This window comes from Candidatus Hadarchaeales archaeon (assembly GCA_038736355.1).
GTDB lineage: Archaea > Hadarchaeota > Hadarchaeia > Hadarchaeales > WYZ-LMO6 > WYZ-LMO6.
In genome coordinates this window covers 136,983-156,755 of sequence record JAVYML010000001.1, presented here as the reverse complement: position 1 = coordinate 156,755, position 19,773 = coordinate 136,983, and the positions used below count along the sequence as shown (strand labels likewise).

Sequence of the window (19,773 nt, the reverse complement as noted above, 5' to 3'; positions counted from 1 at the left end):
TCATCACCTATATTTCCCCTTCCCTTAATAGGGTGATGCTCTTCCGCAAGGAAGTGAGGGAGGTCCGTTTCCTCAGTCCCCTACAGGGATTCAACGAGGTGGTCCAGAAGGTGGAGTTCAGGGAGGATCCCCTCACGGGGAGATGGAGCAGGATCAACCTCGAGAGGGCAAAAAGGGTGAGGCAGGCGATGGGGGAAAGCCCCTTGGATCTCCTGAGGGAATCCGCCAAGGGTTGCTTCTTCTGTCCAGAAAACTTGGAGGATTCCACGCCCAAGCTTCCTCCAGAATTCGGAGAGGAGAGGATGAGGAAGGGTGAGGCGACACTCTTCCCCAACCTCTTCCCCTTCGCCGAGTTCCATGCAGTGGTGGTATTGAGCAGGGAGCATCTCCTAACCGTTAGGGACTTCCATTCCAGGATGCTGGAGGATGCCCTCCGTCTCTCCTTCGAATACTTTGAGAGGGTGAAGGGAGTGGAACCGAGGGCCGTTTATGCGATGCTCAACTGGAACCATCTCCCCTCCGCTGCCGCCAGCATCGTTCATCCCCACTTCCAGCTCCTAGTCGACCGTACACCCACCTTTTGGTTGGAGAAAGTACTGGAAGGAGGTAAGAGGTACAGGAGGAGAACGGGGAGGAATTTCTGGTCGGACCTGTTGAGGGAGGAACGCAGGAGGGGAGAGAGATGGATAGGGGAAGGGGAAAGGATAGGCTGGCTGGCTGCCTTCGCCCCCCAAGGCCAGAACGAGGTCTGGGCAGTTTTCAAGGAGGCTTCTTGTTTTGGAGAGGTGGGGGAAGAGGGAGTGGGGGAGCTGGCGGAGGGGCTTTCCTCGGTCCTCAGGGGGTACGCGGAGTTGGGGGTTGAGACCTTCAACCTCACTTCCTTTTCGGGCCCGGAGGATGGGAGGGGAAAGAAGTACCACAGGCTCAACCTGAGGCTCATCTCCCGTCCCCCCCTCCGTCCCCTCTACACCAGCGACAGTGGATTCATGGAAAGGTTTCAGTACGAGCCCGTGGTGGAGACCATGCCCGAGGAGTTGGCGGCGAAGCTCAGGAAGATTTTCGAGGGGGGGAGGAGGTGAGGGTTGGAATAATTTCGGATGGGAAGTATGGGGAGAGGGCAAGGGAGAGGGTGGGCAGGAAGTTCGAGGTGGAATGGATCCTCGTGGATTTCCCTTCCTCACAGGTGGTGGATGAACTGGAACTCGAACTTCCCCCCTGCGATCTCTACCTTTCCTACGTCAGGCATCCGGACGTGGCCCTCGAGGTGGCTGGGAAGGGAGTGCCCACTCTGCTGGCGGTGAGCTTCGGAGAGGGTTTTCTGCGCCAAGCCAGGGAGAGGAATCCCCACGTGCTAGCCCCTCCAACCATGTGTTCTCTGGAGGGGAAAACGGGGGTAAGGGCCTTCGATGAATTCTCCCGTTTTTTCGGCAGGCCCAAGTTCGGGCTGGAGGTTAGGGACGGAAGGATAGTGAAGGTGGAGCTCCTCAGGGAATCCCCCTGTGGTTCCACGGCCGAGGCCTCCCGCACCCTGGAGGGAAGACCGGCTTCTCCGGAGACCGTCAGGTATTTCGGGCTCAGGGTGGGGCAGAACTGTAGGGCACCCGCCTTCGGAAGGACGTGCGACAGGGAGCTGGCGGAGGTGGTGCAGGCCAGGGAGCTCGCCAAGGCCCTGGTGGAAACTGGGGCAGTGGGGAAGGAAGAGTTCGAGGCCCTCGTGAGGGAAATGGAAGAGAGGTACGCCCAGAGGGAGAGACTCTTCTTGGGTGGATACAAATGCGGGGAAAGATGATCGTGAGGAAGTTCAAAGGACTCCTCCCTCCCTTCCTCCTCTTCCTTTTCCTCACCCTAGTCCTCGATGCCCTTCCCAGGGTCTTTCCCACCCCATCCTCCCCCCATGCCTTTGATGGAAGGGAAGTGCTCTTCCTACAGGAGCATCTCTCCGGGGAACTTTCCGACAGGTGGTGGGTGGCCGTATATTCCTTCGGCTACCTCTTTCTGATCTACGCCACGGCGGCCTTCCTCCTCTTCTTCGAGGATGTGGAAGCCTTCAAGGAGTACTTCTGGATCTTCGCCTTCTGCCAGTTGCTGGGCTTCCTCACTTGGTTTTTCTTTCCCGTCTCCCCTCCCCGTCTGGCCATACCCGAGGTGAGGGATGTGAGGGAGGAGCTTTTCGGGCTCACGGAGAGGTTCAACGCCTTTCCCCATGGGGCCTTTCCCAGCCTCCATGCCGCCAACGGTTTCCTGGCCTTCTTCTTCGTCAGGAGACACGGGAAGGGCCCCTCCCTCGTTTGGGGGGTGAGCTGGATCCTTTTGATGTTCTCCACCCTTTACCTCGGTGAGCACTACTGGCAGGATTTGGTGGCTGGCTGCTTCTATGCCTTCCTTTCCCTCTTCTTCCTCCTGAGACCCTTCAGAAAGGTGCTCGAAGCCCTCCCTTCACCGACCCGGCTTTCCCGCTAGGGTCCGTGCACGATTTCCTCCACCCTTCCCACCAACCTTTCAACCTCTTCCAAGGTGTTGTAGAGGTACACGGAGGCCCTCACCGTGCCCGGAAGACGTAGGAACTCCCGGTGGAGGGGAAGGGCGCAGTGGTGGCCGGATCTCACCATGATGTTCGAGCGGTCCAGGAGGGTGGCAACCTCGTGGGGATCCCTTTTCTCCACGTTGAAGGGGACGATCCCCACCCTTCGGTTGGGATCGGAGGGCCCGTAGACCTCCACACCAGCTATCCCCTCCAATCCCTTTTGCAGGCGTCTGACCACTTCCCTCTCGTGGGAGGCAAGGGCCCCGAACCCCACCCTTTCGAGGTATTCTATGGCTTCACCCAGTCCTAGGGCCTCGGCTATGGGGAGGGTGCCTGCTTCGTACCTCTCCGGGGAGACCGTGAGGGAATATCCGCTGGAGGAGGCCTCCTCCACGGTTCCTCCTCCCAGGCAAAGGGGTTCGAGTTCCTCCAGACACTCCTCCCTCACGTAGAGGACGCCTATGCCCGTGGGTCCCAGCATCTTGTGCCCCGAGAAGGCCAGATAATCACATCCCATCTTCTCCACTTGGAGGGGAAGATGGGGTGCGGACTGGGCGGCATCCACCAGCACCCTGGCTCCATGCTCGTGGGCAAGCCTCGTTATTTCCTCCACGGGGTTGACGCTTCCCAAAACGTTGGAAACGTGGGTCAGGGTCACCAGCTTGGCTCCCTCCACTTCCCCCTCGAACACCTCCGGTCTCAGCACACCTTCCCGATCGGGCCTTACCACCCTCACCTCCACCCCGCGTTCCCTCAGCCTGAGCCAGGGAAGGAAGTTGGAATGGTGCTCGAGGAGGGTGGTTACTACCCTGTCCCCCCTTTCCCACCCCAGCCCCCTCGCCACCAGGTTGATGCCCTCCGTGGTATTTTTCGTGAAGATGATTTCCCCCTCCGATCTCGCTCCAATGAACTTGCGCACTTTCTCCCTGGCTTCCGAAAGCTCCTCGCCTGCCCTCCTTGAGAGCCTGTGTATCCCCCTTCCCACGTTCGCCCGGTATTCCCGGTAGAATTCCAGCATTTTCCTGAGAACGGGTTCCGGGGTGAGACTCGTGGAGGCATTGTCGAGGTAAATGATACCCGAGGCCAGGATGGGAAAGTCCTCCCTTATTTCCTCCACCTTCATCTCTTCCTTTCCCTCCGGCCATCGTAAAAGCCGTAAAGTTGGAGGAAAAAGGGAAAAGGATGGAGCTGAGGAAGCTGGAGCTCTCCCTCCTTTCCTTGGGTGCTAGGAGCAGGGGCATCTACAGGGGGAGGAAGGGAGGGGCGGGTCCCTCTGGAGGTAGGTGCATGATCTTTCCAGATGGGGTGGTCCTCAACGTTCCCCTCAGGGGGAACTTCGTTTCCCGCTCACCCTTCGAGCTCAGGGAAGGATGGATTTGGAGGGGGGAGGAGCGGCTGGTACAGGTTTCCCTGCTTCCCCTCCCCAAGTTCTATCGCAAGAAGACCTCCGATGGCATTCCCATGCATAGGGTGGCCAAGCTCCACGGGAGGGATTGTCTGGCCACCACCCTCCTCTCCTCCTGTTGGAGGTGGGCACAGGGAAAGGCGTGCAAGTTCTGCGCCATTCAAGTTTACGGAGAGAAGGACCCCCTCATAAGGAAAACTCCTGAGCAGCTGGTGGAGGTGGCCAAGGCCGCCCTAGAGGAAGGTTTGGTCAAGCATCTTTTGATCACCACGGGGACGTTGGCAACCCCCGATAGGGGGGCTAGGGTTCTAGCGGAAACCGTGAGGAAGATCAGGGAAAAGGTGGATCTTCCCACGGAAGTCCATTTGGAGCCCCCAGAGGATCCGGAGAGCCTGGAGGAGCTGAAGGAAGCTGGGGTGGACACGGTGGGAATGCATCTCGAGTTCTACGATGAAAGGGTGAGGAGGAGGGTCTGCCCGGGAAAGGCGGAGGTTCCAAGGGAACAATATTTCAGGAGGTGGAGGGAAGCGGTGGAGATCTTTGGGAAATGGCAGGTCAATTCCTTCCTCCTGATAGGATTGGGTGAGTCCCACATGAGCCTGGTGGAGGGGGTGAGGGCCATGTTGGAGATGGGGGTTTTTCCCAGACCCGTCCCCTTCAGGCCTACTCCCGGGACTCCCTTGGGGGAGGTCTCTCCTCCCAAACCTTCCACACTGGAAAAGCTCCTTTCGGAAGTGGAGGGAGAGTACAGGAGGGCTGGGGCCCTCTCAGCCCATATCAAGAGCGGATGCGCACGTTGCAGGGCCTGCGGTCTTGATGCCCTCCTAAAGCTCTAGACGTTCGGGATGGGTGTAAACGTTGAGACGGGATCCCCTGGCGAAGCCCACCAGGGTCAATCCCCCTTCCTCGGCCAGCCTTATTCCGGAAGCTAGGGGAGCGGAAAGGGAAGCGAGCAAGGGAAGGCCCGCCCTCAAACACTTCGCCACCACCCCCTCCTGTACCCTTCCGGTGAAGCCCAAAAAGCATCCGCCGAAATCTACACCCCTCTCCATCCCCCATCCCAGCACCTTATCCACCGCGTTGTATCTTCCCACATCCTCCATGCAGACCTCCATCCTTCCCTCTTCCGTGAAGAGGGCGGCTGCATGGGTTCCCCCCGTCTTCCTGAAGAGCTCCGTTGAGGAGTGTAGGAGGGCCATGGCCTTGGAGACGATGGAGGCCTTAAAGCGTTTTTCCTTTCGCCTGACCCCTAGAAGGTTCGGATCCGGGGGATGGAGGGCTTTTAGCCTCACGTGAACTTCCGTTCCCTCCTCCCACACCCCCTCCACCTCCTCCCTTCCCCGCAGGAATCCCTCCCCCAAGAGGTATCCCAGGGCGAGTTCCCTCAGATGGGAGGGTGTGGCGTAAAGGGTGAGGAGGGGTTTACCGTTCAGGAAGAGACGGATGGGTCTGTCCTCTGCCACCTCCTCCTCCACTTCCTTCCTTTCCCCCTTCGAGAGGTCGATCTTCAACACCTTCTTCCTGAAGAGATCAGTCGTGGGCAGCCCTCCCCGAAATCTCCAGCATACGTTCTATGGCCCTTCTCGCCCTGGCTGCAATTTCTTCCGGTACCCTCACCACATGTCTCTCGTCTCGAAGGGAGAGGTAAACCTTTTCCAGAGTGTTCTTCTTCATCTGGAGGCAGAGGGCCGAATCCAGCGCGGGTATGAATTCCTTTCCAGGGTTCTCCTTCCTCAGTCTTTCCAGCATGCCCACTTCCGTAGCTATGATGAACCTCCTCGCCTGGGAAGCCTTGGCCCTTCTCAACATCTGGCTCGTGCTGCAGATGTGGGTGGCAAGCCTTTGGACGTCGGGATCGCACTCTGGATGCACCAGAACCTCCGCATCGGGATAGCGTTCCTTCAGCAGGAGGATGTCTTCTGGGGAGAACATCCTGTGCACGTAGCAGTGTCCGTCCTCGGGTAGGGGGAGGATTTTCTTGGAGGTGCGTTGCTGTACGAACCAAGCGAGGTTACGATCGGGCCCGAAGAGCACCTCGTCCTCTTCCAGGGCGTTCACGATTTGGGGAGCGTTGGCGGAAGTACAGACCACATCGGCCTCCGCCTTGGCTTCGGCAAGGGAGTTGACGTAAAGGACCACAGCCGCCTCGGGATGTTCTTTCCTGGCTTCCCTCACGAGTTGTGGGGGGAGCTGGGAGGCCATGGGACATCTGGCCTTCGGATCGGGAATCACCACTTTCTTCTCCGGATTGAGCATGGCGGCCATTTCCGCCATGAAATCCACCCCCGCGAAAACCACCAGCTTGGCCTCTATCTTCGCGGAGGCCCTCGCGAGTTCCAGCGAATCACCCACGAAGTCGGCTATCCTTTGCACTTCCGGTCTTTGGTAGTTGTGGGCCAGAATCACGGCCTTCTTCTCCCTTTTCAGACCCTCTATCCTTTCGCCGAGTTCTTGGACTTCCACCACTCCCCTTCGGTTTTTTCCCTTAAAGTTTTCGAAAAGAATTCCCTCTTATAACCCAGAGTTATTTTTTCTAGGAAAGGTATATATTAGGAGTTTTACGAAACCACTCGGTGGTTTTCTGAAGACCATAGCGGAAATAAACGAGAAAATCCGTCGAGGGGAAGCGGTGGTCGTAACGGCCGAGGAGATGGTGGAGATAGTGAGGGAAAAGGGGGAAGCCGTCGCGGCCAGGGAGGTGGACGTGGTCACGACGGGTACTTTCGGAGCGATGTGCAGTTCGGGGGTTTTCCTCAACTTCGGGCATGCCGATCCCCCCATCAAGTTCGGGGGAGGTGAGGTCTATCTCAACGAGGTTCCGGCCTATGCGGGATTGGCGGCCGTGGACGTTTATCTGGGGGCCACCTCCCTTTCCAGAACGAGGGGAATGGAGTACGGTGGAGGACACGTCATAGAGGATTTGGTCAGCGGAAAGGAGGTGGAACTCAGGGGGAGGGGTTACGGCACGGATTGTTATCCTAGGAGAGAGGTGGAGACCACCATCACCATCCACGACCTCAACCAGGCCGTACTCTATTGTCCCCGCACTGCCTACCAGAGGTACAACGCGGCAACTAACTCGCGCGAGGAAACACTCTATACCTACATGGGAACCCTCCTCCCCAATTACGGTAATGTGACCTTCTCTGGGGCGGGGGTGCTGGGGCCCCTCGGGAGGGACCCAGCCTACAGGACCATAGGTATAGGTACTAGGATTTTCTTGGGAGGGGCCCAAGGCTATATAGCTTGGGAGGGAACCCAGCATTTCCCCGCGAAGGGTCTGGGTACCATAGCGGTTGTAGGGGACCTCAAGCGCATGAGTCCTAGGTACCTCAGGGGATGTACCATCTACAGGTACGGAACTTCCCTCTACGTGGGATTGGGAATACCTATCCCCATCTTGGATGAAGAGGTGGCGAGAACGGCAGGCATGGATGAGACCCAGCTGAAGACGCAGGTGCTGGACTACGGTGTTCCCAGGAGGGAGAGGCCGGTGGTGAAGGAGGTGACCTATGCAGAGCTCAGGTCCGGAAAGATAGAGATAGGGAAGAAGGAGGTGCCGGTCAGTCCCCTGAGCAGTTTTAGGATGGCGAGGGAGATAGCCGAAGTCCTCAAGCGCTGGATAGAGAAGGGAGAGTTTTTCCTCTCCGAACCCGTGGAAAAACTGCCCACGGACAGGGTCTTCAAACCCATGAGGGAAAAAACACCCGTACCCCTAGTGAAGGAGGTGATGACCAAAGGGGTGGTGACGGTGGGACCGGATTGTCCCATAACGGAAGCCGCCAGGATCCTGGCGGAGAAGGGCTTCGACCACCTCCCGGTGGTGGACGAGCATCGAAAGCTGGTGGGCATCATCACCTCCTGGGACATCGCCACCTCCGTGGGTACGGGGAAGGTGAAGGTCTCGGAGATCATGACCACGAGGGTGATCACGGCCAGGGAGGAAGAGCCAGTGGATTCGGTGGCCAGATCGCTGGAAATCCACGGGATTTCGGGCGTGCCCGTGGTGAACGAGCGCGGGGAGGTCACGGGAATCCTCACCAGCGACGACCTCTCGAGGTTGGTGGGAAAAAGGAAGTAGTTCCACGACCGATGACCCTTTAATCTCCGTGGGTGAGGGAGGAGGATGAAAGCGCTGGCCTTCAACGGGAGCCCCAGGGGAGAGCAGGGGAACACCGATCTCCTCCTCAAACCTTTCTTGGAGGGAATGAGGGAAGAAGGGGCGGAAGTGGAGCTCTTCTACGTGAACAGGCTGAAGATCAAACCTTGCAATGGAAGGTTCACCTGTTGGACGAAAACACCTGGGAGATGCGTGCACGAGGACGACATGACCTTCCTCTATCCCAAGCTGGCGGAAGCCGAAGTCTGGGTCTTCGCCTTTCCCATCTACGTGGACGGCATGCCGGGCCCCCTCAAGACCATGGTGGATCGCCTCCTCCCCCTCCTCAAACCCTTCTTCGAGCTCAGGGAAGGACACTGCAGACATCCCCTCAGGGAAGGGGTGAAAGGGGGGAAGGTGGTGATGGTGGCCACCTGTGGCTTCTGGGAAAAGGACAACTTCCATCCAGCGCTGGAACATGTGAAGGCCATGTGTAGGAATGCGGGGAGGGAGTTCGCGGGGGCTTTGCTACGTCCACACGGGGGAGGGTTGAGGCTCCTCCTGAAGCTCGGTCTCCCGCTGGATGACCTCTTCGAGGCATGTAGGGAGGCGGGAAGGAGGCTGGTGAGGGAAGGGAAGATCCCGGAGGAGCTGCAGAGGAAGGTGGAGAGGGAACTCATGCCTCTCGACCAGTACGTGGAAGCGGCGAACGCCACCTTCCAGGCTGCCCTGGAAGAAGGAGTGATTCCAGAACTCTGAAATGGTGGGGTCGCCGGGATTTGAACCCAGGTCACCGGCTTTTCCGCCCGAGTCCCGAAGCCGGCAGGATAGACCAGGCTACCCCACGACCCCTTAAAGAATGGTTCAGGGGTTTTTTAAAGGAGGGAGGGGGAAATAGGATGATGCCTGAACTTCCTGAAGCGGAAATCGTGGAGACCAAAAAGGTTGAACCCAACCATCCCCTATTGGTTTTGGGGTTCATAGGTCCCGGCTTGGTGGGTTCCATCGCGGTTTCCCATCTCGTCAAAGAGTTGAAGATGGAGGAAATTGCCCACCTCCGCTCCAAGTACCTCCCCCCCGTGGCCGTTTTCTTGGAGGGAAAGCTCCACCATCCCTTCAGGATTTATTCCACCAAGGATGGAAGGCTCCTCGCCTCCTTCACGGAAATACCCATTCCTCCGGAGGGTTTCTATCCGATCGCCTCCACCCTCCTGGAGTGGGCGGAGGGAAAAGGGGTTGGGGAAGTGGTGGTGCTGGAGGGTTTGCCCGTGGAGGGTTTGCCCGTCGAGAGACCCAAGCTCTGCGTGGCGGAGGAGGAGAGATGCAAGGCCCTGGAGGGGAAGGGGGTGAAGATGGCTTCGCAAGGGGTGATAGCGGGGATAGCGGGAGCCATCCTGAACGAATGCCTCAACCGCAAGATCACGGGCATCGCCCTCCTCACCCCCGCCATCCTCTTCCTTCCCGATGCCGAGGGGGCGGCCGTGTTGCTGGAAGCCCTCAGCGAGGCCTTCGGTCTGAAGGTGGACGTTTCTTCCCTGAGGGAGCAGGGGAAGGAGATGGAGAAGAGATTGGAGGAAATGGCCAATGCCTACAGGACCATGAAGGCAAGGGAGAGGATGGGACCGGAAACCATCTATGGCTGAAGTCCCGAAATGGTAAAAAATCGGAGGGAAAAAGAGTAGAGATTCCCAATGGAGCTGAGGGTTTTGGAGAGAAGGGAGAATCCTTTGGTGGAGAGGGAGGAGGTAAAGTTCGAGGTCCTCCATCCTGGGGAGCCCACCCCTTCCCGCGAGGCGGTGAGGGGTCAGTTGGCTTCGCAACTGGGGGCGGATGGGGGGATGCTGGTGATCCTGAAGCTCAGGACCCATCAGGGCTCCTCCCGTACCAGGGGGCTGGCCCATCTCTATCGCTCCGAAGAGGTCATGAAGAAGTTCGCCCCCAAGCACCTGCTTCAGAGGGGGATGAAGAAGGAAGGTGGTGAAAAGGGTGGCGAAGGGTGAGCAGGCCAAGACCAAATACTACAAGGTGGAGGGAGGGAAGCTCAAGGTCCTGAGAAGGTACTGCCCGAGATGCGGACCGGGTGTTTTCATGGCGGAGCACGAGGACAGATGGTCCTGTGGGAGGTGTGGTTACGCGGAGTTCAAGAAGGGAAAGGGTTAGTTATGGATAGTCTCAAGGCTTCGCCACCATCACTTCCGTGGCCTTGATCACCGCCTCCACCACGTCTCCTTTTTTCAGCCCCAGCATCTCGGCCGCTTCCCTGGTGATGAAGGCGGTTAGGAGGGAAGGACCCACGGAGATCTTGACCGTGGCCCCCACCTCCCCCATCTCCACGCTTTCGATTATCCCCTTTAGCCTGTTCCTGGCGGAGAGCCTGGTGGAGAGGGCTTCCCAGAAGGTCTCTTCCTTCACCATCTCCCTCAGTGCCTCCTCCAGAACACCGTACCACCTCACGAGCTTCTTTCCTTCCTCCGTCAGCACGCTTTCCCCCCCTTCCTTTCCTCCCCTCCTCCTCCTGAGGAGTTCGACGCCCAGCTCCCCTTCCAGCTCCTTCACCATCCCCCAGGCATGGCGGTAGGACATGCCCAGCTTCTTCGCCGCCCTGCTGAGGGAGCCTTCCCTTTCGATGGCGAGTAAGAGTTCCACCTTTCCCTTTCCCCCCAAGGTCTTCCCGCCCTTCCTGAACCAGAGCCCTACCTCCGGGTTGAGATCCTTCACCACCATTCACCCTTGAGAAACTTCCCCATCCTCCGTTTCAAGATTTCTTCCGGTTTTCCTTGGGCGAGGATCCTCCCTTCCAGCAGATAAACCATTCTTTCCGAGAGCCTGAAGGCTTGGAAGGGATGGTTGGTGGCTAGAACCAGCGTGCACTCTTTCCCCATCTCTTCTATCACCTCCTCTATCATCCTGGAGTTCTCGGGATCGAGGTTGGAGGTAGGTTCATCCAGCAGCAGGAGTTCGGGCTTCAGGACGAGGGCGCGGGCTAGGGCTATCCTCTGTTTTTCCCCACCCGAGAGTTCCACTGCCTTCCTCCCCTCGCATCCCCCCATCCCCACCAGAGAGAGGGCCCTCTTCACTTCCCTCCTCACCTCCTCCTCCGGATATCCCCTCAGCTTCAGTCCATAGGCGAGGTTGTGGTATACGGTGGTGTTGAAAAAAACCGGCTGCTGGAAGACCATCGTGATCTTTCCCCTTTCCACCCCACATTCCACTTCCCCCTCGTCCGGTGGATCCAGGAGGGCCATCACCCTCAGGAGGGTCGTTTTTCCAGAACCGTTGGGCCCCACGATGGAGAGGCTCTCCCCTTTCTTCACCCTGAGGCTTATCCCCTTCAGGACCTCCTTCCCCCCGTACCTCCTCACCACCTTCCTCAGCTCCAGCATCCTACCCCCTCCCGAGCATGTTCGCCAAGAAGTTCAGGAAGAAGACGAGGGAGAGGAGGATGATGGCCAGTTGGAGGGAGAGGAGGATTTCCCCCTTGGCGGTTTCGAGGGCTATGGCGGTGGTCATCACCCTCGTGTACCCGTGGATGTTCCCCCCCAGCATCATAGCCACACCGAGTTCGGAAATGGCCCTGTTGAAGGAGGCCAGCACCGCGAGTACCGCCCCCCTTCGGGCCTCTCCCAGCACCACTAGGGAGGCCTGTTTTTCGGAGGCACCTAGGGTCCTCGCCAAGTCCCTCACCGCGGGATCCACTGCCTGTAGGGCATCGGCGAGGAGACTCACCATGATGGGTGTGACCAGCAGAGCCTGTCCCAGCATCATGGCCGAAGGGGTGTAGAGGAGATGGAGGGGGCCGAGGGGTCCCCTGCTGGAGAGGAGGAGGTAGAGGAGGAGACCAAGGGTGACGGTGGGAAGACCGAGCAGGGTGTGGAAGAGGTTGAGCACCACCCTCCTACCCCTGAACTCCTTCAGACCCAGCAGGAGGGCGAGGGGAAGACCCCAGAGGAGGGCGAGGGCGGTGGCCGTTCCGGAGACCCAGAGGGAGCGCAGGACGATGTCCAGCATCATCCTTCCCCCCAAACCTCCCTGAGCCAAACCGCCAGCTCTGGGTCCGAGTTCTCCAGTCCAATTACGGGAAAGAAGAGGGGGGAGCCGTACTCCTCCACTCCGAACTTCCCTATGAGCTCCTGCCCCTCCGAAAGGAGAAAGTCCAAGAACTCTACCGCCCCCCCGAAGTTCACCCCCTTCACCCTTCTGGGGTTCACCACGATGGCGGAGTACACGTTGAGAAGCCCTTTCCCCCTTTCCGTCATCGGCTTCAGCTGCACGAGTCCTTCTTTTCGGTATTTCAGGAAGGTCCCTAGATCGGAAAGGGTATAGGCCCCCTTCTCGCTGGCCAGCAGGAGGGTCTGCCCCATCCCCGCCCCCGCCTCCAGGTACCAGCCCTCCTTCCTCAGCTCCTCCGGATCGAAACCCGCTTCCCTCCAGAGGAGGTTCTCCCTAACATGGGTGCCGGAGAGGTCACCCCTCGAGACCCATCTCGCCCTTCCCCCCCTTCCTGCCAGGGCTATTCTGCTCAGGGCCTCGAGGGGGGGAAGGTCCTCGCACCCGGCCGGATCCCCGGGTGGTCCCAAGATGAGGAAGAAGTTGTAGGCTATCGCCACCCTCCTCTCCCCGTATCCCTCTTCCATGAACTTCCTTTCCAGCGGAGGGGCATGAACGAGGAGGAGGTCGGCCTCACCCCTCTTGGCGGAGAGAAGGGCCGTCCCCGTTCCCGAAGGGAGGAAAGCCACGGGTTTTCCACCCTTCTCCAAGTACCTTTCCGCCAAGTACTCGAGCAGGCCCGTTTCGTAGAGACTGGTGGTGGTGGCCACCCTTATGCCCGGCCTTCCCCTTCCCGCCCACAGGGAAAGGGAGGAAAGGAAGAGAAGGAGGATGAGCATCTTCAAGGGCCATCCACGCATCCCTCCTCTTGTCGATATGTCTAATTAAGCATATCGATGGATTTTTCCTCTGGGAGGAAAAAAGAAAAAGTGTTCGAGGAGATCTTCAGGGAGGAACTGGGGAAGGGTTCGATCTTCACCGATCCCGGAAAGCTCTCACCCGATTATCTGCCTTCCAAGCTCGTGGGAAGGGAGGAGGAGTCCAGGAGGTTGGTTTCCCTCTTCCGTCCCCTGCTGGAGGGAGGTATCCCCTGCAGGGTGCTGATCACGGGAAGGATAGGGGTGGGAAAAACCGCCCTCTCCCGGAGGTTCGGGATGGAAGCCGAGAGGGAGATGGGGAGGAGGGGAAGGAAGCTCTTCCACCTCTACCTGAACTGTAGGGGAAGGACCCCCTACTCCCTGTTGCTGGAGACCGTGAGGAAGTTCTTCCCCACTTGGCCGGAGAGGGGTGTGGGAAAGGGGGAACTCCTCTCGATGCTCGTGGAGCACTTGAAGCACCACTCCCTCTCCCTTCTCCTCATCCTGGATGAGGTGGACTACTTGGTGGAGAGGCATGGTCCCGACCTCCTCTATTCCCTGAGCAGGGCTGGGGAGACCGCTTCGAGGATAAGCCTCCTCTCCATTTCCAGGGACCTGAGGTTCCTTGGAGGACTGGATGAGCCCACTAGGGCCACCTTCCTAGGCCATCACCTCGAGCTCCCACCCTACACGAAGGAACAGTTGGTGGAAATCCTCAAGGCCAGGAGGGAAGAGGCCTTCCGCAGGGGGGCCCTTCCCGACGAGACCCTCGAGCTGGCGGCGGAAATGGCTTCCAAGACGGGCGATGCCAGGATGGGGATAGAGCTCCTCCTGAGGGCAGGGATGTTGGCGGAGGGCCAGGGGAGCAAGACGGTTTTGCCCGAGCACGTGAGGGCCGCCAGGGCTTTCCTTTATCCGGAGCTGAAGAGGGAAATCCTTTCCGAACTCTCCCTCCACGAGCTTCTCCTCCTCTTGGCGGCTTTGAGGAGGCTGAAGAGGGTCGGAGAGCTGACGACGGGGGAACTCAGGAAGGCATACGAGGTGGTTTGCGAGGAGTACGGGGAAAAGCCCAGGCACCATTCCACCATGCTGGAGCACTTGGAGAGGCTCAGGATGCTGGGGATTCTGGAGGTGGAGGAAACCACCCTCCACCCGAGGGGGAGGACCCAGAGGATTTGGTTGGAGGTGGCACCCGCTGCCGAGCTCGAGAAGGAGGTGGAGTCAAGACTGGAGAGGCTCAAATCCGCGATTCGAGGAAACAAGGAAAGTTCCAGGGAGAGGGATAACCGATAACTCGGGGGGAAGCGAGTGGAACTCAAGAAGTGGTTGGTGGGGTTCGAGGAGGTGGGAAAAGCGGTTCTGGCAGTGGTCCTCCTCAGTCTTCTCTTCTTCGTCTGGACCTCCTTCTTTCCCTCCCTTCTCCCCCTCCTTTCCCTCTCCCGTTCCCATCCTTGGGGCATTTTCACCGCCCTCTTCACCCATGCGGATACAGAGCATCTCCTCTCCAACCTCCTTTCCTTCATATCCTTTTCCTTCCTCTTCGTTCTCCTCCACTTTCCGAGGAGGGTAGAGGTGAGGAGGGAGATGGCGTTGGCCTTCACCCTTTCCCTTTTCCTAGCAGGGCTGGGGGTGAATTTGGTGGATTTTCTTTACCGCTGGTCCTCCGGTTCCTCCTCCACCTCCTGCGGTTCCTCCGGAATAGTGTATGCGGTGATGGGTATGGTCTTCGTTTCCTCCTTCTACAACTTCCTCCTCTTTTCCAGACTCTCCCTGAAGTATCCCTCCCTCAGGTTTCCCCTCCTCCTTGCAGCCTCCCCCGCCGTGGCCGTTCTGTTGGTCTTTGGCTGGGAGCTCCTTTTCCACCCCTCCTCCTTCTTCAGCGTGGCCCCCTCGGCCAACGTTCAGGCACATGTTTTGGGCTTCATCTACGGCATGGTGATTTTCACGTTCATGCTGTGGGAGAGAACTTCCTACCGGGGATTCAGATCCTAACCTCCTTCTTCCTGCGTTTTCCCCTTCCCAACCATTGCTGGGAAGACCTTAGGGAGAGGATGCCTGCCAGCAGGAGTACCCAGACTTGCCAGGTGAAAATCCCTCTGGAAAAGGAGCGCAATGCCCCCACCACGAAGAGGAGCCCAAAAAGGAAGGAAACTGGGAGAGGGGGAAGGAGTTTGGGCGGCAGGTCGGAGGAGATCAAATCGAAGGCCACGGCCAGGCTAAGCCACATGAGGAGGGCCATCAAGATGAGGGTGGCGTCCAGGAGATAACCCCCGAGCAAGAGGATCAGAAAGGAGGAAAGGAGGAAAGGAGTTTCCGGTTTTTCCACCCACCTCTTGAGAAGCCTTCCAAGTTCCATCAATTCCCTTTGAAGTCCCTTGGAAAAGTCTTATCGGGAATAGATGATCCCTATCACCAGACCTTCCAGCTCTTCCACCAGGTAGTTGTCGGGTGAAGGAAGGGCATCTCCCTTGGTTCTAAAGGAGTTCCCTACTCTCTCCACCACCCTGTGTACCACCACTCTTCCCGTTCCAGGTTCCCGGTAAAGGATGAGGTCCCCCACCTTGGGAACGGAAGGATCCACCTTCACCCAGATTACCGTATCGTTCTCCTTTACCGTTCTTCCCATTCCCCAGTCCTCGGCCCTGCTCAGATGCAGCTCCCGGTCCAGAAAGGCCGCATACCCTCCGAACCACTCCGTGCGGTTCTCCAGCTCTTGGAAGTGCCTGGAGAGGTGGAAAATGGAGAGGAAGGTAACCATCCCCAGCAAAAGGAGGATCAGCAGGTTCAGGAGGGTTTCCCTCCTCATCCCTCACCCCCAGAGCTCCAGGATGAGGTTGTCTATCCAGAGCTCCTGCCCGGGAAAGAGAAGGTATCCTTCCCCGTCGTTGTCCCAGACCACATTCATCCTGAGGTAACCATGAGGGGTCCCATATCCTTCACTGTAAAATACGTATTCCTTCCAGTCGGGGGCGTAGTTGAAGGGTATGGTAAAAGCCCCACTCGCCCCCAGCCAGACTCTGATGTTTTCCTTTGTGGCGTAAGCCAGGTTTTCTCCATCGGCTTTGGCCCTCACAGCCACCACGATATCGAACACTTCGTAAGCCCTTATGGTCACCGTTTGTCCACTGTGCGAAATTACTCCCATCCACCTCAGAGAATTATCGGCCAGGTTCTCGCCTGGATAGTAAGTTCCATGCTTCATGAGGTAAATGTTTTCTATTCCCGTAAGCCCCCCTTTGAGAAGGGCGAGGGGTTGGGTGGATCTTTTACTAGCTATGGCGAAAGTGGGTCCCCTCACCACTGCTTTGGGCCAGTTGTCGAGAGGTGGGGGGGAGGAGGAGTGGGGTAAGAGCAGCAGCACGGGTACGAGAGCGAGGACCACGAGGAAGGGGAAGAGTTGTTTGAGCCTCCTTTTCAGGCGCCAATACTTGTCTATTCCCCACTTCAGCTCCCCGGCCATCATCCCCCTTTCGGATGGAGATATTATTACCTTGGGAGGACCCCCATCACCCTCCCACGGATGTCCTCCCACCCCACCCTGTGTTCCTCCCACGCCTCCGGCGCATCCCCCTTCGTGACCACCCCGTTTTCCCAGAACCCCACAATCCGGTGGGCCACTAGGGTCCCTTCATACCGGTACACGACGATGTCCCCTATCCTGAGGTTTGCGGGATCCTCCTCCACGCAGAGGAGGAGGTCGTTTTCGGTAAGGGAGGGATACATGCTGCTTCCCATCAGGGTGAGGGGCCAGATCCTCCGATCGAGAAGGGCCCGATGACCTAGGAAGGCTTCACTCCAGTCTTTCGTATCCCTTGGGTAGGAGGGAGGGATGGTGAGGAGGAGAAGGAGGGAGAAGAGCAAAAGGATGGAAATGGCTACCAGCTTGGAGTAACTCACAGAAAGAAAAAAGAAGGAAAAAAGAAAAAGGTTGCGGTGGTCAGCTCACTTCCAGGTATAGATGGTCAGGTTGATGGTGATGGAACCGCCGGCTGGCAAGATGAAGCCGTTGCCGTGGTTGTCGATGAAGTTGTAAATCCTCATCCACGAACTTGGATAATCTTTTCCTACTGCCCCGTATGTAACATTTTCAGTGTGCCAGAGATCAGAGGTTTCCCAGTCCGTCTGACTTCTTAGCCTGTTTTCTTCCGCAGGGAAGGTCCCCGTAATGGTAATGTATTCGTAGGTGTTTTCGTACCTCATATAAGCTACGTTATCTCCCCTGATTCTGTACACCACCAAGATATCGAATCTCCTTTCATACGGTATGTTTACAGTCTGATTGTTCTGACTGATTACCGCGTAGTAGTTATCGCTGTCTGAACCATATGTCGTGCCCCACTCCTCAGGGGCTTTGCCTTTCCATTGGCTTTGGTTGGCGTGAACCATGATGAAGATGTTTTCTATACCAAAGTCGCCATAAGGACCGCTCAAGAGACCCACCGCTATAGGCCCGCTGAGGGGTCCGCTAACGTTTACCATGGCATTCCATCCAGGGGTTACCGCTGCAGGCTGAAGCCAGAGCCAGCTTCCCAGTCCCACTGCTACTACTATGACCACCGCAGCCGCCACCCAGGGTAATTTCCTCGCCATTCCTTCCCTCACCTCCTTTATTTTTTGGGGTGCCCCCTGTGGAAGAGTGGTGTGAGGCTTGTAATCCAACCTTACCTTGCACCTCGGGCATTCCTTGGGATTGGGGACTTTGGGTTTCCACTCATACCCACAGCGGGGACACCTCATCATTTTCGAGTTTTCCCATCGTCCTTTATAAGAGTTTCCTTTCTTGCTACTACTATTATTATGATGTAAGAAAAAGGAGGATTCAAAAGTTTTTAAAGAGGGAAAAGGAAAATTAACAGTGGCTTCGGTTCCTCAATCCCAAGCTCCTGAGAAAGGCACTAAATGGATGATATTAATCTTCTTGGGTTTGGTTGTCTTGGGCAGTGTTTATTGGATCCATTCTAGGGAGGAAAAGAAGGAAGGGGAAGAGAACCTCGTTCCTCCTTCCATTTGGACGGGATTGGCAGCTGAAGTAACGGGAACCTCGGCCCTTCTTACGGCTACCATCTATCATGGTGACTATCAAATGGTCGATGTGTGTTTCAGATGGAGGGAAGTGGGAGGAGCTTGGAACTATGTTCCGTGGAACCGTAACTTCACAGGCCTAAGCTGCGGATACCGTCTAAACAATCTCTCCCCGGGAAAGACATACGAGTTCCAGGCCCTCCTGAGGTACGATGGAAAGGAGGTTGTAGGGGAAATAAAATCCTTCACCACTCCTCTGCCGGGAGGGGGAATGAACATGACTGCTACCGTTCGTGGGGTCTATTTCCCCCACATGTCCTTCACCGCCAGACTCACCCCAGAGAATAAGGTCCTTCTCACCGTTCAATCAGCGGAGAATGCTATCGAAGAGGGAGACTGGGAATGGAGGGCCGAGAACGCGAGCGGTCCGGTGGGTCCCTATGTTCTTGGAACAGGTCGCTTGAACACAGGAGTTTCCCTCACGCTTGATGTGAGTGTGTATGTGAGGGCGGGGGTCCTGAAAGTGGGTGATTACATAAGGATAAGGCACAAACCCTCGACCTTCAGTTACCGTGTAACCATCTCCCCCTAGTCCCAATTCATCTTTCGGATACTTCCGGAGTTTCCCTTTCCCTATTCCCTTCCTTAGCCGTCCTCGCCAGCTCCTTCAGGACCTCCACCGGTCTGAGTTCCATCTTCCTCTCCAGTTTCATCAAATGCCGGTTGGCATGGGTTCCCCCGATTTGCCAGAGGTCCACATAGATCTGGGCCAAGGAGGGAACACCTTCCCTGCTCCTCCTGTAGAGGTGCGGGTCTCCCCGCAGCACGAAGAGGTTGGGGGGAAGATGGGTTCTCTCCCCAAACTTTTTTCTGACGGGCTCGGGGTGGCAGTACACGTAAACCTCCTCATAGTCCTCAGCGCATCCCAACCTCCTCTTGCACCCAGAAAAGGCCGTGAGGAGGGAGTTTTCTGGCAGGGCTTCCTCTATTTCTGCGGGGGAGTGGGGGGAGTAGGTGGAATAAAGAATTTCCCTCCTCAGGTCCCTGGTCGCGGCCCAGTAGAGGAGGATCTTCTTGGGTTCTACCACCCTGAATCCGAAGGGCTTCTTTTCCAGGCTCCTGAAAGCCTCCAGCCTTCCCACTACCTTGTTCACGGTATCCAGTGAGACCCCACAGGTCTCGGCCAGGCTCTTTTGGCTCATGAAGAACTCGTTCTCCTCGTAGACCCTGTAGAGGATTTCTCTAAGAACCCACTCCGCCTTCCTCAATCTTCAAGAAAAGAAAAGGGAAGGAAAAAGGGTTTCGCAAAAGAGCGTAAGGGGGGAAGGACTGGGAGAATTTCTCTTCCTCTGGGGGATCCTTTATAAAAAGGTTTCGCAAAAAAGCGAAAAGGCTTAAGTCTAAGATAAAGGGATCCGTCCTCTTTAACCTTTCGTAAAAAGACGAAAAGATTGCCCCCTTCTTCCTTCTTTTAGCGATTTCTCGAGGAAAAGGTGCAGAAAAATCCCGAAAGGTGCGCACCTTGGGAGAAGGAAGCGGGATTGGGGAGGAGGAGGGCTGGGTATCTCTTTCTGAACTTTCTTCGAAGCTGGGACTTCCCTCTTGGAAGGTTTCTAGGTTGGTGAAGCGCCTTTTAGTCCTCGGATGGGTGGAGGTGAGGGAGGAAAGGAGGGGAAAAAGGGGAAGACCGGCCAAGAGCTGCCGTTTCTCCGGTCCTTCTCCCCCTGAGTTCTCCCTCGTGAGCGAATGGGAAGGGGGACTGGCCCTGCTCCTCTTCCTGCTGGCCTTCCCCCACCTGAGGGACCGCCGGGAGGAGTGA

26 protein-coding genes and 1 tRNA gene are annotated in these 19,773 nt (G+C 57.4%); 13 read left to right on the top strand and 14 right to left on the bottom strand.

Features of this window, described 5'->3' with window-relative positions:
- The first annotated feature begins 35 nt into the window (after positions 1-35).
- The 3 genes from QXG22_00610 to QXG22_00600 are packed head-to-tail and all read left to right on the top strand — an operon-like array spanning position 36 to position 2,460.
- Entirely contained in the window at positions 36-1,079 is a 1,044-nt protein-coding gene (locus QXG22_00610; GenBank protein ID MEM0358502.1) for a hypothetical protein, read from the top strand.
- Positions 1,076-1,789 carry a DUF166 family protein gene (locus tag QXG22_00605; protein MEM0358501.1) on the top strand — a complete coding sequence of 238 codons (714 nt, stop codon included), beginning with the start codon at positions 1,076-1,078 and terminating at the stop codon, positions 1,787-1,789. The genes QXG22_00610 and QXG22_00605 overlap by 4 nt, the downstream gene beginning before the upstream one ends.
- A complete protein-coding gene (locus tag QXG22_00600; protein ID MEM0358500.1) occupies positions 1,774-2,460 on the top strand; it encodes a phosphatase PAP2 family protein in 687 nt (228 codons plus the stop codon). The genes QXG22_00605 and QXG22_00600 overlap by 16 nt, the downstream gene beginning before the upstream one ends.
- Here the strand turns inward: QXG22_00600 and QXG22_00595 are convergent.
- Positions 2,457-3,647 carry a cysteine desulfurase gene (locus tag QXG22_00595; protein ID MEM0358499.1) on the bottom strand — a complete coding sequence of 397 codons (1,191 nt, stop codon included), beginning with the start codon at positions 3,645-3,647 and terminating at the stop codon, positions 2,457-2,459. The two genes, QXG22_00600 and QXG22_00595, sit on opposite strands and share 4 nt — an antisense overlap.
- A 59-nt stretch (positions 3,648-3,706) precedes the next feature.
- On the opposite strand from QXG22_00595, the gene QXG22_00590 reads away from it, so the two are divergent.
- Positions 3,707-4,765, top strand: coding sequence for an MSMEG_0568 family radical SAM protein (locus QXG22_00590; GenBank protein MEM0358498.1), 1,059 nt, complete (start codon positions 3,707-3,709; stop codon positions 4,763-4,765).
- Here the strand turns inward: QXG22_00590 and fdhD are convergent.
- Both fdhD and nadA read right to left on the bottom strand, forming a co-directional pair.
- A complete protein-coding gene (fdhD, locus tag QXG22_00585; GenBank protein MEM0358497.1) occupies positions 4,754-5,443 on the bottom strand; it encodes a formate dehydrogenase accessory sulfurtransferase FdhD in 690 nt (229 codons plus the stop codon). The genes QXG22_00590 and fdhD overlap by 12 nt on opposite strands.
- Before the next feature lie 16 nt (positions 5,444-5,459).
- Positions 5,460-6,392, bottom strand: coding sequence for a quinolinate synthase NadA (nadA, locus tag QXG22_00580; GenBank protein ID MEM0358496.1), 933 nt, complete (start codon positions 6,390-6,392; stop codon positions 5,460-5,462).
- 166 nt (positions 6,393-6,558) lie between these two features.
- On the opposite strand from nadA, the gene QXG22_00575 reads away from it, so the two are divergent.
- A complete protein-coding gene (locus QXG22_00575) occupies positions 6,559-8,010 on the top strand; it encodes a homocysteine biosynthesis protein (protein ID MEM0358495.1) in 1,452 nt (483 codons plus the stop codon).
- A 45-nt stretch (positions 8,011-8,055) separates the two neighbouring features.
- The gene (locus QXG22_00570) at positions 8,056-8,787 is read left to right on the top strand and encodes a flavodoxin family protein (GenBank protein ID MEM0358494.1); all 732 of its coding nucleotides are present in this window, start codon (positions 8,056-8,058) and stop codon (positions 8,785-8,787) included.
- 2 nt (positions 8,788-8,789) lie between these two features.
- Here the strand turns inward: QXG22_00570 and QXG22_00565 are convergent.
- Positions 8,790-8,880: transfer RNA gene (locus tag QXG22_00565), tRNA-Pro, on the bottom strand.
- A 50-nt stretch (positions 8,881-8,930) separates the two neighbouring features.
- Here QXG22_00565 and QXG22_00560 point away from each other — a divergent pair.
- From QXG22_00560 to QXG22_00550, 3 genes are read left to right on the top strand one after another with little or no spacing between them, the layout of a single operon-like run.
- Positions 8,931-9,671, top strand: coding sequence for a proteasome assembly chaperone family protein (locus QXG22_00560; protein ID MEM0358493.1), 741 nt, complete (start codon positions 8,931-8,933; stop codon positions 9,669-9,671).
- A gap of 48 nt (positions 9,672-9,719) precedes the next feature.
- Entirely contained in the window at positions 9,720-10,028 is a 309-nt protein-coding gene (locus QXG22_00555; protein MEM0358492.1) for a hypothetical protein, read from the top strand.
- On the top strand, positions 10,006-10,188 hold the full coding sequence (locus QXG22_00550; GenBank protein MEM0358491.1) for a 30S ribosomal protein S27ae: 183 nt from the start codon (positions 10,006-10,008) through the stop codon (positions 10,186-10,188). Before QXG22_00555 ends, QXG22_00550 begins: the two co-directional genes overlap by 23 nt.
- A 12-nt stretch (positions 10,189-10,200) precedes the next feature.
- Here the strand turns inward: QXG22_00550 and QXG22_00545 are convergent, their stop codons facing one another.
- The 4 genes from QXG22_00545 to QXG22_00530 are packed head-to-tail and all read right to left on the bottom strand — an operon-like array spanning position 10,201 to position 12,935.
- Complete coding sequence (locus QXG22_00545; protein ID MEM0358490.1) at positions 10,201-10,752, bottom strand: LysR family transcriptional regulator; 552 nt, start codon at positions 10,750-10,752, stop codon at positions 10,201-10,203.
- Positions 10,743-11,411: an ATP-binding cassette domain-containing protein gene (locus tag QXG22_00540; GenBank protein MEM0358489.1), complete on the bottom strand. Its 669-nt coding sequence runs from the start codon at positions 11,409-11,411 to the stop codon at positions 10,743-10,745. Before QXG22_00540 ends, QXG22_00545 begins: the two co-directional genes overlap by 10 nt.
- Before the next feature lies 1 nt (position 11,412).
- Positions 11,413-12,039 carry an ABC transporter permease gene (locus QXG22_00535; GenBank protein MEM0358488.1) on the bottom strand — a complete coding sequence of 209 codons (627 nt, stop codon included), beginning with the start codon at positions 12,037-12,039 and terminating at the stop codon, positions 11,413-11,415.
- Positions 12,036-12,935, bottom strand: coding sequence for a substrate-binding domain-containing protein (locus QXG22_00530; GenBank protein MEM0358487.1), 900 nt, complete (start codon positions 12,933-12,935; stop codon positions 12,036-12,038). The genes QXG22_00535 and QXG22_00530 overlap by 4 nt, the downstream gene beginning before the upstream one ends.
- A gap of 69 nt (positions 12,936-13,004) precedes the next feature.
- On the opposite strand from QXG22_00530, the gene QXG22_00525 reads away from it, so the two are divergent.
- Both QXG22_00525 and QXG22_00520 read left to right on the top strand, forming a co-directional pair.
- The gene (locus QXG22_00525) at positions 13,005-14,225 is read left to right on the top strand and encodes an AAA family ATPase (protein MEM0358486.1); all 1,221 of its coding nucleotides are present in this window, start codon (positions 13,005-13,007) and stop codon (positions 14,223-14,225) included.
- A 15-nt stretch (positions 14,226-14,240) separates the two neighbouring features.
- Positions 14,241-14,924 (top strand): rhomboid family intramembrane serine protease, encoded by a 684-nt coding sequence (locus tag QXG22_00520; GenBank protein MEM0358485.1) that lies wholly within the window; start codon positions 14,241-14,243, stop codon positions 14,922-14,924.
- On the opposite strand, the gene QXG22_00515 is transcribed toward QXG22_00520, so the two are convergent.
- From QXG22_00515 to QXG22_00495, 5 genes are read right to left on the bottom strand one after another with little or no spacing between them, the layout of a single operon-like run.
- Positions 14,914-15,288, bottom strand: coding sequence for a hypothetical protein (locus tag QXG22_00515; GenBank protein ID MEM0358484.1), 375 nt, complete (start codon positions 15,286-15,288; stop codon positions 14,914-14,916). The genes QXG22_00520 and QXG22_00515 overlap by 11 nt on opposite strands.
- A 30-nt stretch (positions 15,289-15,318) precedes the next feature.
- Positions 15,319-15,738, bottom strand: a complete 420-nt coding sequence (locus tag QXG22_00510; GenBank protein ID MEM0358483.1) for a hypothetical protein — start codon at positions 15,736-15,738, stop codon at positions 15,319-15,321.
- A 3-nt stretch (positions 15,739-15,741) separates the two neighbouring features.
- The gene (locus QXG22_00505; protein ID MEM0358482.1) at positions 15,742-16,392 is read right to left on the bottom strand and encodes a hypothetical protein; all 651 of its coding nucleotides are present in this window, start codon (positions 16,390-16,392) and stop codon (positions 15,742-15,744) included.
- A gap of 26 nt (positions 16,393-16,418) precedes the next feature.
- Positions 16,419-16,829, bottom strand: a complete 411-nt coding sequence (locus QXG22_00500; GenBank protein MEM0358481.1) for a S24 family peptidase — start codon at positions 16,827-16,829, stop codon at positions 16,419-16,421.
- Positions 16,830-16,874: 45 nt separating this feature from the next.
- Positions 16,875-17,672: a hypothetical protein gene (locus QXG22_00495; GenBank protein MEM0358480.1), complete on the bottom strand. Its 798-nt coding sequence runs from the start codon at positions 17,670-17,672 to the stop codon at positions 16,875-16,877.
- A gap of 163 nt (positions 17,673-17,835) precedes the next feature.
- Here QXG22_00495 and QXG22_00490 point away from each other — a divergent pair, with 163 nt between their 5' ends.
- Positions 17,836-18,546 carry a hypothetical protein gene (locus QXG22_00490; protein MEM0358479.1) on the top strand — a complete coding sequence of 237 codons (711 nt, stop codon included), beginning with the start codon at positions 17,836-17,838 and terminating at the stop codon, positions 18,544-18,546.
- Positions 18,547-18,553: 7 nt separating this feature from the next.
- Here the strand turns inward: QXG22_00490 and QXG22_00485 are convergent, their stop codons facing one another.
- Positions 18,554-19,222, bottom strand: coding sequence for a replication/maintenance protein RepL (locus QXG22_00485; protein MEM0358478.1), 669 nt, complete (start codon positions 19,220-19,222; stop codon positions 18,554-18,556).
- Between the two features lie 245 nt (positions 19,223-19,467).
- On the opposite strand from QXG22_00485, the gene QXG22_00480 reads away from it, so the two are divergent.
- Positions 19,468-19,773 carry a hypothetical protein gene (locus QXG22_00480; protein MEM0358477.1) on the top strand — a complete coding sequence of 102 codons (306 nt, stop codon included), beginning with the start codon at positions 19,468-19,470 and terminating at the stop codon, positions 19,771-19,773.

Coding starts and splice junctions, on each gene's coding strand:
- QXG22_00490 (MEM0358479.1), top strand. CDS start 17,836: ATGATATTAATCTTCTTGGGTTTGGTTGTCTTGGGCAGTGTTTATTGG.
- QXG22_00495 (MEM0358480.1), bottom strand. CDS start 17,672: ATGATGAGGTGTCCCCGCTGTGGGTATGAGTGGAAACCCAAAGTCCCC.
- QXG22_00600 (MEM0358500.1), top strand. CDS start 1,774: ATGCGGGGAAAGATGATCGTGAGGAAGTTCAAAGGACTCCTCCCTCCC.
- QXG22_00595 (MEM0358499.1), bottom strand. CDS start 3,647: ATGAAGGTGGAGGAAATAAGGGAGGACTTTCCCATCCTGGCCTCGGGT.
- QXG22_00515 (MEM0358484.1), bottom strand. CDS start 15,288: ATGGAACTTGGAAGGCTTCTCAAGAGGTGGGTGGAAAAACCGGAAACT.
- QXG22_00530 (MEM0358487.1), bottom strand. CDS start 12,935: ATGCGTGGATGGCCCTTGAAGATGCTCATCCTCCTTCTCTTCCTTTCC.
- QXG22_00560 (MEM0358493.1), top strand. CDS start 8,931: ATGCCTGAACTTCCTGAAGCGGAAATCGTGGAGACCAAAAAGGTTGAA.
- QXG22_00510 (MEM0358483.1), bottom strand. CDS start 15,738: ATGAGGAGGGAAACCCTCCTGAACCTGCTGATCCTCCTTTTGCTGGGG.
- QXG22_00555 (MEM0358492.1), top strand. CDS start 9,720: ATGGAGCTGAGGGTTTTGGAGAGAAGGGAGAATCCTTTGGTGGAGAGG.
- QXG22_00590 (MEM0358498.1), top strand. CDS start 3,707: ATGGAGCTGAGGAAGCTGGAGCTCTCCCTCCTTTCCTTGGGTGCTAGG.
- QXG22_00545 (MEM0358490.1), bottom strand. CDS start 10,752: ATGGTGGTGAAGGATCTCAACCCGGAGGTAGGGCTCTGGTTCAGGAAG.
- QXG22_00610 (MEM0358502.1), top strand. CDS start 36: ATGCTCTTCCGCAAGGAAGTGAGGGAGGTCCGTTTCCTCAGTCCCCTA.
- QXG22_00570 (MEM0358494.1), top strand. CDS start 8,056: ATGAAAGCGCTGGCCTTCAACGGGAGCCCCAGGGGAGAGCAGGGGAAC.
- QXG22_00540 (MEM0358489.1), bottom strand. CDS start 11,411: ATGCTGGAGCTGAGGAAGGTGGTGAGGAGGTACGGGGGGAAGGAGGTC.
- QXG22_00535 (MEM0358488.1), bottom strand. CDS start 12,039: ATGATGCTGGACATCGTCCTGCGCTCCCTCTGGGTCTCCGGAACGGCC.
- QXG22_00505 (MEM0358482.1), bottom strand. CDS start 16,392: ATGGCCGGGGAGCTGAAGTGGGGAATAGACAAGTATTGGCGCCTGAAA.